The following is an 11,194-nucleotide window of genomic DNA, read 5'->3' on the forward strand; positions in this document are numbered from 1 at the left end:
AAATGATGATTCGTAAGACGTTGCACCGGCCTTTGGGCGATACCGAACACATGCTTGAACAGTGGGGCTGGTGGCGAATGGATGGGATGGGGATTCCCAGTTATGCCTCGCCAATGCTGGCCTTGATGCGTGACGCTCTGCCTTCAACCACGAAGTCGTACACGATCACTGATGAGCTGGCCTGTGCTGTTGATGGAGCGTTGGCCAGGCTGTGCAAGCGTGACCAACAGATGGGCGACATGGTGTGGCTTTACTACGGTTCCAAATGGCCGGCAGTGCGTGTGGGTCGCCACTACAAGGTGAGCGAAATGAAGGCGCGAGAGCTTATTAAGGCTGGTGTGGCATGGGTTGACTGCGTTCTGGAGACGCTGCGCGAAGCTGCGTAAAAAAGGTTGTCCATATGGAATAGGTTTGTTTTCATGGCACCGTGTTTAGCTGTTACAGCGGGACACCACAAACAAAGCCCGGCCAGTGAGTCGGGTTTTTTATTGTTGCAATGATAGCTATAAGCCATTTCCATGCTGTAAATTCGTCCGGAATATTTAACGGAGTTCCCCGGTGACGGACCAGCTAACCCTCGACCTTCCAATCTCTTTCTACTTTGAATCAAAAGAACCGATTCCTATTGATGAGATAGTCGCCTCGCTTCTTGGGCTACAGAAGCTAGCCTCAAAAGTGCCTATGCTTGTGGGCAATCTCTGTCATGCGGAACACGGGATTGATCTCGATAGTCTGAAGGTCTCGAAGATCGAGTCGGGCAGCTTGCTTGAAGTCTTGGTGTTGACGCTGCTGTTCAGTTCTGCGGTCGATAAAGAAAGATGTATCCGGTGGCTCAACGAGACGACAATGGGAAAATATGCGAAGTATGGCCTAGGAGGCCTTTTACTCTTGTTGCTTGCCAGTGAGTCAATCACCCTCTACGACTCATTCAAGGGTAAGGATGGCACAGGGGAGACCCCTAGCATCCAAGCGAACAACAATATCCTTATCAACATTGGTAGCGAGGCTACGGGTGCTAGTACTGATGAGCTGCGAGCCGCCATTGATGGTGCTTTGACTGGCGATCGTAAAAAAATGGTAAGGGCAGCATTAGATTTTGTCCGGCCTGCATCCGGTGAAGGCCGTGGTGGCTTGCACGTTGGGGAAGAGGCAACGGGAGTTGCATTCTCCCACCAAGCGGCCACTGATGCTCCAGCAACACCTGATTTTCGGGTTAAAGATACAGAGGTTGCTTACCCCAGTACCAAACTTGAGATTAGAGCTCTAGATCGTGACAAAGTAGATAGTGGGTGGCGTGGTGCACTCCCTCAGCTAACTGGCGAAAAAAGACTTCCCCTCTACTTTGCAGATGGTGTGGATATCACTAAGGCGGTGACTCAGGAGTCCGTTCAGGCCGACGTCCAGATATTGATGTCTACGGATTTCAACCGTGGAGTTCTTGTGCCAAAAAGTATTACAGTCACGAAAATTTACTGATTTAAATTTCCCTTTTTTAGCCCGCCTAGTGCGGGCTTTTTCGTTTTCGGCTCCCGTGCCTGCCTCCTTGCTCCGAGCGGATGACAGTGCATTGGGCGCCGGTCTTATTACTCAGTCCCGCCAGGGAACAAGGGCGCAGCCCAGACAAGGACCACTGATGAATACAGAACACCAAACGCTTGCAGATGTGCCCTTCTGGCTGTTGGTGCTGCTGAGCATGGCCGGACTCTCTGGCGAGATGCTGAGGGCATCGGGTAGCGACCTGAGTCTTCGGCAGATCCTGCAGAGAGTAGCCCTGCGCTTCTTGGCATCGGGTCTGCTGGGCATGGCCACGCTGCTACTCGCGCTGGCCCTGTGGAGCAACCTCTACCTGGCTGCTGGTCTGGGCATCGTCATCGCGGTGATTGGTGCCGACGTGGCTGGCGGGTTGTACACACAGATCCTGGCGAAGAAGGCCGGCATCACGACAGGAGGTCGCAATGACCCGATCCAATGACAAGGCCGAGTATTACCAGATGAAGGGCATGGTCAGCGAGCTGACGCCGGAAGAGCAGTCCGAGGTCATGAAGGCTGAGGCCGATGTGATCGCGATTGCCAAGCAGTCCGACAAGGCGTTGATCGGTGCGCTCATGGCGATGATCAAGATCGCAGCTGAGGCGTAGTCGCCATGGGTGTCGACACTAGATCGTTCACGTTCAAATCCCGCCATTACGACACCACCAAGCGCATCACTGGTAGAGCGCTGCAGAAGCGTCGCCTGAGCGTCTGGACCAAAGACCCATGCTGCGCAGTGTGTCGCAGGCTTACCGCCTTCCCGCGAGGCTTCGAGCTCGATCACGTCGTGCCGCTGTTCAAGGATGGTGAAGACACTGAGGCCAACTGTCAGATCCTATGTGTTAGCCGGGATGGAAAGTCACCAGGCTGTCATGAGCGCAAGACAGCTGATGACCTTGGGTTCCGCTTGAAGATCCAGATCGGGCCTGATGGTTACCCTCTCGAATGATGAAAATGCCCCGTTCTGGTGCGAATATAGATGCGAATCGATCGCAAAGGGGGGGGGAGGGGAAAACTTCAGGCGACGTGTTGCCGGAAATCGGCCCTCGCCCTTTCCTTTCATTAATCCGTAGTTTTTTTGGTAAATCGCGATGGCCGAAAGAGGCAAAAAATCCGTTGCCTCGTTGTACGTGGCCAAGCCCGAGGGCATCGATTCAAGAATGGCCCCGCCAGCGGGTTTGACGCCCGCTCAGAAGGCGACATGGGTCACCGTGGTAAATGCCCGGCCTGCCGATTGGTTTGGCCCTGAGAACGCAGCTCTGCTCGTCCAATACTGCCGACACAAAGTGCAGTCCGACATCCTGGCTCAACAGCTCGAATCGTTCGATCCGGACTGGTTGCTGGAGGACGAAGGACTGAAGCGATACGACAAGTTGAGCGGCATGGTCGAGCGCGAAACCAGAACCATGAATGCGCTGCTCAGATCGATGCGCCTCACACAGCAAAGCTTGGTCCGCGCGGACAAGGCGGTGCCATCCGCGAAAGGACGTAAACCATGGCAGGGCGAAAACGACTGACCAGGGGCGAGCGGAACATTAAGTGGATCGAGGATTTTTGCTGCATTCCTGAAGGGAAGATGGTCGGCAAGAAGGTCAAGCTGACCACCAAACAGAAGCATTGGCTGATACGGATCTACGATTCGCCGACCCGGACATTCATTTTGTCCATGGCTCGCAAGAACGCTAAGACCGCCTTGAGTGCATTCATCGTGTTGTTGCACCTGTGTGGCCCCGAGGCGAGGGCGAACTCGCAGATTTACAGCGCTGCCCAGTCCCGCGATCAGGCCGCGATCCTGTTCGAGCTGGCAGCCAAGGTCGTTCGGATGAGTGCCGACCTGTCGACCTACGTGAACATTCGCGACACCGCCAAGGAATTGCTCTGTGGTGAGCTGGGCACGCTGTACAAAGCGCTGAGCGCTGACGCCGCGACCAAGTTCGGCTTGAGCCCGGCATTGATGATCCACGATGAGCTGGGCCAGGTTGTCGGCCCGCGATCCCAGCTGTATGAAGCGCTTGAGACGGCCAGCGCCGCGCAAGAGCAGCCGCTGTCGATCATCATCAGCACCCAGGCGCCAACGGATGCCGATTTGCTCAGCTTGCTTATCGATGATGCCCTGTCCGGCGCTGATCCACGCAACAAGGTCGAGATTTGCACCGCACCGATGGACATGGACCCCTTCAGTGAAGAGGCCATCCGGGCGGCCAACCCGCATTTCGACGACTTCATGAACAAGGAAGAGGTGTTTCGCCAGGCCTCGGACGCCAAGCGTCTGCCGAGCCGGGAGCCTGCTTACCGAAATTTGATCTTAAACCAGCGTGTCGAGGCTCGCAGCCCGTTTGTAAACAGAACGATCTGGGCTGAAAACGGCGCTAAACCATCTTCGATTGACGGCCGGCGGGTTTATGGCGGTCTCGATCTGTCCGCAGTCAGCGACTTGACCTCTTTGGAGTTGGTGAGTGAAGACGGCGACGTTGAGTCTACGTTCTGGCTGCCCGAAGAGGGTTTGACGGAGAAGTCTCGAAACGATCGGGTCCCTTATGACCAGTGGGCGCGGGATGGATTTTTAGAAACCTGTCCAGGCCGCGCGATTGAGTACGACTTTGTCGCCGAGCACCTTCGAACAGTCTTTGACCGGTGTGACGTCCAGGTCATCAACTTTGACCGATACAACATGCGTTTTCTCAAGCCCTGCCTGATCAGGGCGGGCTTTTCGGAAGAGGAACTGAGCCGGTTCAAAGAGTTTGGGCAAGGCTTTCAAAGCATGTCGCCTGCGCTTCGCGAGTTTGAATCGATGCTGCTGGCTAAGAAGCTCCGTCATGGCATGCATCCCGTATTGACGATGTGCTCGGCCAACGCAGTGACGGTGACCGATCCTGCTGGCGGGCGAAAATTTACCAAGGCCAAGGCAACCGGCCGCATCGACGGCATGGTCGCGCTGGCAATGGCGGTCTCAGCCGCAAGCAGTGGTGAAACAGAAGAAGCGCCCGCCGACCTTGATGCATTCCTCTTCAGACCAATGAGTTTCTAATGGCCGATACCGACTACAGCATCGATCTGCGCACCCGCAGCCCTTTCTGGGCGCGCATGGCGAGCTTCTTCACGGGAGGTCGCCTCGTTACGCCTGAAAAAGGGTCTCAGGCCGGGCCTATGTCCGCGACTGGCGCGGTGGGCGACTCAGTCGTATCAGATGAACGCTCGTTGCAGATCGCTACCGTGTTCGCGTGCGTCCGGCTGATTTCAACCGTTACCGCTGGCCTGCCGCTGGACGTATTCGAGACACGCAGCGGCAACCGCGACAAGGTCGGCCTGGACAATCCGCTGGCGCGCCTGCTGCGGTACATGCCGAATCAGTACATGACGGCGGTGGAGTTTCGCGAAGCGATGACCATGCAGCTGTGTTTCTACGGAAATGCCTATGCACTTATCGAGCGCAACAGCGTTGGCGACGTGATTAGCCTGATGCCTCTGATGACCGTTCAAATGGACGTCAGGATGGAGGGTAAGCGGGTCGTCTACCGGTACAAGCGCGATACCGAGTACGTCGATTTCAAGCAAAGCGACATTTTCCACCTGAAGGGCTTCGGCTTTAACGGCCTGGTTGGGCTTTCCCCGATCGCGTTTGGTGCGAAGACCACGGGTGTCGCGGTGGCCATGGAAGACCAGCAGCGTGACTTCTACGCGAACGGAGCCAAGTCGCCGCAGATCCTCTCAACCGGGGACAAGACGCTGACCGAGGCGCAGCGCGACCAGCTCGACGTCAACTTCAAGGAGATTTCTGGTGGTCCGGTGAAGAAACGCCTATGGATTCTTGAGGCGGGATTCACGACCCAGGCCATCGGCGTGACGCCTCAGGATGCCGAGACAATGGCGGCCCGGAAGTTTCAGGTTAGCGAAGTGGCGCGCTTCTTCGGCGTACCACCGCATCTGGTGGGCGATGTTGAAAAATCCACCAGCTGGGGCTCGGGCATCGAGCAGCAGAATCTCGGGTTCCTGCAATACACGCTTTCGCCATTTATCAACCGTTGGGAGTACGCCATCGAGCGATGGCTCCTAAAGCCTGGCGATGTCGGCCGCTTCCATGCTGAGCACAACCTCGAAGGCCTGTTGCGCGGCGACTCTACCGCTCGGGCTAACTACCTCAAGTCTCAAATTGATTCCGGGTTGCTCACCGTCAACGAGGGGCGCCGCCTGGACAACCGGCCGGCGCTGCCCGGGGGCGACGTGGCCACAAGGCAATCACAGAACGTGCCGCTCGATCAGCTTGGCAAAACGAACCCCGCCCCTAGCGGGGTTTAGTTTTTCTGGAGTTACCAAATGTCCAATATTCAAAAGACGATCGCCTTCGAACAGGCCGAAATCAAGTTCGCAGGAAACGGCACGCAGGGAGTGTTTGAGGGCTATGCCAGTGTCTTCAACAAGGTTGATGCTGATGGCGACATTATCCTGCCCGGTGCGTTTGCCAAGGCGTTGACCAGCCAGAGTCGGGCGGTGGCGATGTTCTTCAACCACCGGCGCAACGAGATCCCGGTAGGTAAGTGGCTACACCTCGAAGAGGACAGCAAGGGCTTACTTGCTCGCGGCGAACTCACTCCCGGTAACCCCCAGTCTGAAGCGCTCAAAGCTGCCATGCAGCACGGCACGGTCGGCGGCCTTTCCGTTGGCTTTCTGGCGGCTGCTGGCGACTTCGACCGAATTCAGAGCGGCATGGCATTCAAGTCCATGCAGCGCCTGCGTGAAATCAGTATCTGCACCGAACCGTCCAATGAAGACGCGGCCATCTCGTCGCTGAAAAGCATGGAAACAATCGAATCAATTCGTGATGCAGAGCACTGGCTGAGAGATTCAGCCGGTCTCTCCAAGTCCGAAGCGTTGGCGTTCATCGCCCGCATCAAGTCCGCAGTTCGGAGCGATTCCGAAGGTGGCGAAATTTCAGCGCTGTTGCAGCGCATCAACTCCTTCACCCCCTCAGGAATCAAACCATGACCGAATTGGCCAAGATCGAAAAAGCCATCGAAGAACAACAGGCCCGCATCCAGGGTCTGTTCGATGAGCAGAAGAAAGAGATTTCCAGCACCGGCGAGATCAGCAAAAAGCTGCAGGATGACTTCATCAAGCTGCAGGAAGAGCTGAAAACCTCCGGTACGCGCTTGTTTGACCTGGAATCTAAGCTTGCCGCTGGCAATCTGGATAATCCAGAGCACAAGAAATCATTTGCCGAGCGCGCCGCTGAAGACCTGAAAAAGGGCTGGAACGGCTCCACGTCGGGCAAAATCGACGTGAAGAGCTTCAGCAAAGCGCTGGGCTCTGGCGCTGGCTCGGCTGCCGCACTCGTCCAGGCTCAACAAAATCCCGGCATTCTGATGCCTGGGCTGCGCCGCCTTACTATCCGTGATCTGTTGGCCCAGGGTCGCACCACTTCGAACGCTATTGAATACGTTCGCGAAAACGTGTTCACCAACAGCGCCGCACCGGTGGCTGAAGGCGCGCTGAAGCCAGAGTCGCAGCTGACCTTCACCAAGGAAACCGCGAACGTCAAAACCATTGCTCACTGGATCCAGGCTTCGCGCCAGATCATGGACGATGCGCCGATGCTCGAATCCTACGTGAACGGTCGCCTCCTGTTTGGCCTGGATCTGGCCGAAGAAGGCCAGTTGCTCAACGGCGACGGCACCGGTGACAACCTGATCGGCCTGAACGTAGTGGCCACTGCCTACGCGACCAGCCTCAACGCAACCGGTGACACCCGCGCGGATCAGTTGGCCCACGCCATTTTCCAGACCAGCGAGTCGGAATTCGAAGCGTCCGGCCTGATCCTGAACCCGCGCGACTGGCACGCCATTTCGCTGCTGAAAGACGCCGACGGTCGTTACATCTTCGGCGGCCCCGCAGCATTCGCGGCCAAAGTCATGTGGGGCTTGCCGGTTGTGGCCACCAAGGCCCAGGCGCAGGGCACCTTCACCGTGGGCGGCTTCGACCTGGCGTCGCAAATCTGGGACCGCATGGACGCGACCATCGAGATCAGCAACCAGGATCGCGACAACTTCGTGAAGAACATGCTGACCATCCTGTGTGAAGAGCGCCTGGCGGTGACTCACTACCGTCCGACCGCGATCATCAAGGGTACATTCACCCCGGCTGCGTAACCATCGAGGACGGGGCGGGTAACTGCCCCGTTTGCCACATGAAAAAGATTCGAGCGCTACGCCAGTTTTCACACTTCCACGCCGGCAACTTCAACCAGTTTGAAGAACGTGAGGTGGATGACGCCATCGCCGAAGCCTTGATCGGCATGGATCTCGCCGAAGAGGTCGATGCCGAGCCGGAAGACAAGAAGCCGGCGAAAAAAGTGGTGAAGTAAATGATTGATCTCGACCTGGTCAAAGCTCACTTGCGGGTCGACGGTGCCGAGGAAGATGCCCTGATCGGTGCCTACCTCAATGGTGCGGTCGAGTATGTGCAGCAGCATTGCGACCGCCGAATCGTTGAAGCCCCTGAATCCCCTGACCAGATGGCCCTTACCGATGACGTCAAGCAGGCCATTTTGCTGCTGATCGGCCATTGGTACGCCAACCGCGAGGAAGTCGCGATTGGTGCTGCCGCCAATCAAGTCCCGATGGGGGTAAATGCCCTGCTTTGGACAAGGAAGCGTTTCTGATGAGAGCCGGACCAATGCGCCACCACTGCTCAGTGCAGTCCATTCAAGAGGTTCCGGACGGCTACGGTGGTTATTCAGAAGACTGGGTTGAGCTTCGGAAGGTCTGGGCTGAGATCACTACTCCCACCGGGCGCGTCAAGGTCGTAGCCGATCAAGTAGTGAATTTGGTCACTGCCGAGATCCGCGTCCGCTATGCGCCTGACCTGGTGGCTCAGATGAGGATTATTCATTCCGGAACCACTTACCTGATCGAGGCAGCACTGCCTGACAACGAGCGCTCCATGCTTCGGCTGTTGTGCTCCAACGTTCCAAACCCCTGAGGTGTAAATCATGAAAGTTCGAGCATTGTCCCGAATCTCGGGGCCGATGGGCATCAAGGTGCCAGGCGAAGAGTTTGTTGTTGATGCGGCCACGGGTGCCGATCTGATTGATCGCCGGGCCGTCGTCGAGGTTGTCGCCGATACAGTCCCGGTCGAAGTTGAGCCAAAGGCCAAAACAGCCAGACGGAAAGCCTGATCATGGCCCGCCGCTCTAGCGTGCAGGGTGATTTCAAGCTGCGCGGCCTGCTGCGTCGGATCGGCAACGAGATGGAAAACGACCTGCGTCCGGCGATGGTCCAGGCCGCCAATCTGGTGCTGGCCACTCAGCAAGAGATGATCCCTAAGGACGAAGGTGATGCTGAAAATGCACTGACAGCTTTTGTCTCGAAGTCCGGCCTTGATGCTCAGATCGGCATTCGCGGCAAGAAGAAAAATCAGAAGATTTTCTATGCGAAATTCATTGAGCACGGAACCAAGCAGTACACGCGTGGAGATGGCGTTGTCGCGGCTCGTCCTGCACACCCATGGCTGCGCCCGTCCTACGACATGAACCGGGACGAGATCCAATCAATCATCAGCAGGGCGATTGCCAGCACGCTGAAGAAGGCTGCGGAGGCTAGATGAGTGACCCAGGCTTAGCGCTGCAAAAGGCGCTGCTCCACAGGCTGACGGAGCCAGGCGTTATTTCCTGCAAGGTATTCGATTGCGTTCCTGAAAAGACGCGGCTTCCGTATGTCGTGATGGATACTGAGATTTCCAGCAACGCCACACCAATCTCCGGAAAGAAGCGCGAAAACAGGCTGTTTTATCTGTCGGTTTGGAGCAATTACAAAGGCCAGGCCGAGGTGAAGCGCATCAATGCCGAGATCGCGGCCGCTCTGGATCGGATCGCGCTCTCCTTGCCCGCCGACCAAGGTCGAGCCGTGTCGGTACGCGTTCTGCGCACTGAAACAAATCGCGAGCCGGACGGCAAAACCTACATGGGCTCCGTCGTTCTCAGCATCCTCACCCAACACTAAACCGCTGAACCAACGCCGCGCTGCGGCTACATCACCTGTCCTCAGGAGGACTACCCATGCCTATTAATACCGGCGCGAATACGCGGATCTCAATTGGTCCGCGTCTCTCGGCCAAATTGCCGGCTACCGCTGCGGCTGCCGTCACGCTGCTTGCAGGTCTGGCTTATGTCGAGATCGGCGAACTGGAAAGCATCGGCGACTACGGCGACACCATCAACGACGTGACCTTCTCCGCACTGGCCTCCGGTCGAGCGACTCACCTCAAAGGTCTGGCAGATGCCGGTACGGTCGAGCTGTCGATTGGCTTCGATGCTGGGGACGCCGGCCAGCTCGCACTGGTGACGGCGTTTCTGGATCGCTCGCAGTTCGACTACCCAATCAAGGTCGAGTACGTCGACGGTCTGGTGGACTACTTCGCGGCCAAGGTCATGAGCAACAAGAAGACCGGCGTGAGCGTTGAAAGCGTGGTTAAGCGCACCGTGACCCTCGGCATCAACTCCGAAATCTACGAAGTGCCTGACGCTCCGTAATTCGACCCGCCTCCACCGGTGCCGCAATTCTGCGACGCCGGCATAACCCCTATTCGATAAAGAGAGATACCCATGTCCAAGACTGACCACGGCACTACCGATGTTGTTGTAGGTTCCGAGATTTACACCCTGAACTTCAACCTGAAGGCTGTTCGCAGCATCGAGCGCTTTTTTGGTGGTATCAGCCCTGCCTTGGCGGAATTGCAGAAGTTCAGCCTGGCCGCTGCCTCCAGGGTGATCATCGCCGGCGCAAACCTGACCTTGAAGCCCAAAGAGGTAGAGGCGCTTGAGGAAGAAATCTACGAGCAGGGCGTCGGCGAAGTGACTGTGCCTCTGATTACCTACGTCGTGGCATTGCTGAACCCTGCGGCCAAGACCGAGGAAGAACTGGAAAAGGCTGCTGAAGAGCCAGAGAAAAAAGCAAAAAAGTAAATCGTCCTGCCAACGGTAGTTATGTCGATGAGGTCTTCGGCATGGCTACGGGCTGGCTGGGCTGGTCTGCGCGGGACGCATGGGAAACTCCCGTGCCTCAGATCCTGATGGCCTGGGATGCAAAGCTGCATTTCCTGATTATGACCAATCCCAATGGACAGCCAGAAAGCGAGCAACCCAAAGAGGCCGTCGCCAAGGATGCGCGGATGGGATTCAGGGTGGCAGCTATGAGCAGGAAGCAGGACGCCGCGTAGGGCTCCATGCTTTGGCGCTGGCGTTTTGATACTCTCCATTGATCTTTTTTTGGAGAGCGCCATGGAAGTCAGGGAAGTATCGAGAGCGCAGGTCCGGCAGTACGTCGAGAAGAAGCACGCCGAGCTTGTCAGATTCGGGCTAGAGGGCGGGAACGTTCACCAGAAATCGCTGGATCAGCGTGATGAACTCGAGAAGAGTTTGCAGGGGCTTACCGCTACCGAAAAGGAGGCGTTCTATAGCGTGTACGTTGAAGAGTTGAATGCTTGTGCTGAGCACTCATTGGCGGAAGCTGAACAAGTGAAGGGTAAAGCAGGTGATAGCGATTCCGGCGTCGAGCTGGCTGTCCAGCTGATTGCATTAGGTATTTTCGCTGCGATAGTCATTGGTGTGTTTATACAAATGACCAGATAAATGTAGCCCTATCCCAAGCCTGCTTTAACGCGGGCTTTTTTA

At 56.7% G+C, this 11,194-nt stretch carries 20 protein-coding genes; all 20 read left to right on the forward strand.

The window, feature by feature from the left end:
• Positions 1-2 precede the first annotated feature (2 nt).
• The 20 genes from ACZRMH_RS07550 (at position 3) to ACZRMH_RS07645 (ending at position 11,152) form a co-directional block, all read left to right on the forward strand.
• Positions 3-386: an antiterminator Q family protein gene (locus tag ACZRMH_RS07550; RefSeq protein WP_464012875.1), complete on the forward strand. Its 384-nt coding sequence runs from the start codon at positions 3-5 to the stop codon at positions 384-386.
• A 172-nt stretch (positions 387-558) separates the two neighbouring features.
• Entirely contained in the window at positions 559-1,476 is a 918-nt protein-coding gene (locus tag ACZRMH_RS07555) for a hypothetical protein (RefSeq protein WP_464012876.1), read from the forward strand.
• 157 nt (positions 1,477-1,633) lie between these two features.
• Complete coding sequence (locus ACZRMH_RS07560; protein ID WP_083333375.1) at positions 1,634-1,972, forward strand: phage holin family protein; 339 nt, start codon at positions 1,634-1,636, stop codon at positions 1,970-1,972.
• Positions 1,956-2,138, forward strand: a complete 183-nt coding sequence (locus ACZRMH_RS07565) for a hypothetical protein (RefSeq protein WP_083333376.1) — start codon at positions 1,956-1,958, stop codon at positions 2,136-2,138. Before ACZRMH_RS07560 ends, ACZRMH_RS07565 begins: the two co-directional genes overlap by 17 nt.
• Before the next feature lie 5 nt (positions 2,139-2,143).
• On the forward strand, positions 2,144-2,479 hold the full coding sequence (locus ACZRMH_RS07570) for an HNH endonuclease (RefSeq protein WP_169880693.1): 336 nt from the start codon (positions 2,144-2,146) through the stop codon (positions 2,477-2,479).
• Between the two features lie 142 nt (positions 2,480-2,621).
• The gene (locus ACZRMH_RS07575; protein WP_083333378.1) at positions 2,622-3,047 is read left to right on the forward strand and encodes a hypothetical protein; all 426 of its coding nucleotides are present in this window, start codon (positions 2,622-2,624) and stop codon (positions 3,045-3,047) included.
• Positions 3,026-4,558: a terminase large subunit gene (locus ACZRMH_RS07580; RefSeq protein WP_083333379.1), complete on the forward strand. Its 1,533-nt coding sequence runs from the start codon at positions 3,026-3,028 to the stop codon at positions 4,556-4,558. Before ACZRMH_RS07575 ends, ACZRMH_RS07580 begins: the two co-directional genes overlap by 22 nt.
• Positions 4,558-5,826, forward strand: coding sequence for a phage portal protein (locus tag ACZRMH_RS07585; protein ID WP_464012877.1), 1,269 nt, complete (start codon positions 4,558-4,560; stop codon positions 5,824-5,826). Before ACZRMH_RS07580 ends, ACZRMH_RS07585 begins: the two co-directional genes overlap by 1 nt.
• Positions 5,827-5,844: 18 nt before the next feature.
• Entirely contained in the window at positions 5,845-6,513 is a 669-nt protein-coding gene (locus ACZRMH_RS07590; protein ID WP_083333381.1) for an HK97 family phage prohead protease, read from the forward strand.
• Positions 6,510-7,673 (forward strand): phage major capsid protein, encoded by a 1,164-nt coding sequence (locus ACZRMH_RS07595; protein WP_169880691.1) that lies wholly within the window; start codon positions 6,510-6,512, stop codon positions 7,671-7,673. The genes ACZRMH_RS07590 and ACZRMH_RS07595 overlap by 4 nt, the downstream gene beginning before the upstream one ends.
• A 38-nt stretch (positions 7,674-7,711) precedes the next feature.
• Complete coding sequence (locus ACZRMH_RS07600) at positions 7,712-7,888, forward strand: hypothetical protein (RefSeq protein ID WP_273416622.1); 177 nt, start codon at positions 7,712-7,714, stop codon at positions 7,886-7,888.
• Positions 7,889-8,185 (forward strand): head-tail connector protein, encoded by a 297-nt coding sequence (locus ACZRMH_RS07605; protein ID WP_083333383.1) that lies wholly within the window; start codon positions 7,889-7,891, stop codon positions 8,183-8,185.
• Positions 8,185-8,505 carry a phage head closure protein gene (locus tag ACZRMH_RS07610; RefSeq protein WP_464012878.1) on the forward strand — a complete coding sequence of 107 codons (321 nt, stop codon included), beginning with the start codon at positions 8,185-8,187 and terminating at the stop codon, positions 8,503-8,505. Before ACZRMH_RS07605 ends, ACZRMH_RS07610 begins: the two co-directional genes overlap by 1 nt.
• A gap of 10 nt (positions 8,506-8,515) precedes the next feature.
• Positions 8,516-8,701, forward strand: coding sequence for a hypothetical protein (locus tag ACZRMH_RS07615; protein WP_143007121.1), 186 nt, complete (start codon positions 8,516-8,518; stop codon positions 8,699-8,701).
• A gap of 2 nt (positions 8,702-8,703) precedes the next feature.
• Complete coding sequence (locus ACZRMH_RS07620; RefSeq protein WP_169880688.1) at positions 8,704-9,129, forward strand: HK97-gp10 family putative phage morphogenesis protein; 426 nt, start codon at positions 8,704-8,706, stop codon at positions 9,127-9,129.
• Entirely contained in the window at positions 9,126-9,524 is a 399-nt protein-coding gene (locus tag ACZRMH_RS07625) for a DUF3168 domain-containing protein (RefSeq protein ID WP_169880687.1), read from the forward strand. Before ACZRMH_RS07620 ends, ACZRMH_RS07625 begins: the two co-directional genes overlap by 4 nt.
• Before the next feature lie 56 nt (positions 9,525-9,580).
• The gene (locus ACZRMH_RS07630) at positions 9,581-10,054 is read left to right on the forward strand and encodes a phage tail tube protein (RefSeq protein ID WP_169880686.1); all 474 of its coding nucleotides are present in this window, start codon (positions 9,581-9,583) and stop codon (positions 10,052-10,054) included.
• Positions 10,055-10,126: 72 nt separating this feature from the next.
• Complete coding sequence (locus ACZRMH_RS07635; RefSeq protein WP_060766231.1) at positions 10,127-10,486, forward strand: hypothetical protein; 360 nt, start codon at positions 10,127-10,129, stop codon at positions 10,484-10,486.
• Between the two features lie 92 nt (positions 10,487-10,578).
• Positions 10,579-10,740, forward strand: coding sequence for a hypothetical protein (locus ACZRMH_RS07640; RefSeq protein ID WP_464012879.1), 162 nt, complete (start codon positions 10,579-10,581; stop codon positions 10,738-10,740).
• A 61-nt stretch (positions 10,741-10,801) separates the two neighbouring features.
• Positions 10,802-11,152 (forward strand): hypothetical protein, encoded by a 351-nt coding sequence (locus ACZRMH_RS07645; RefSeq protein ID WP_464012880.1) that lies wholly within the window; start codon positions 10,802-10,804, stop codon positions 11,150-11,152.
• Positions 11,153-11,194 lie beyond the last annotated feature (42 nt).

The sequence above is a fragment of the Pseudomonas sp. B414 genome (assembly GCF_055408445.1).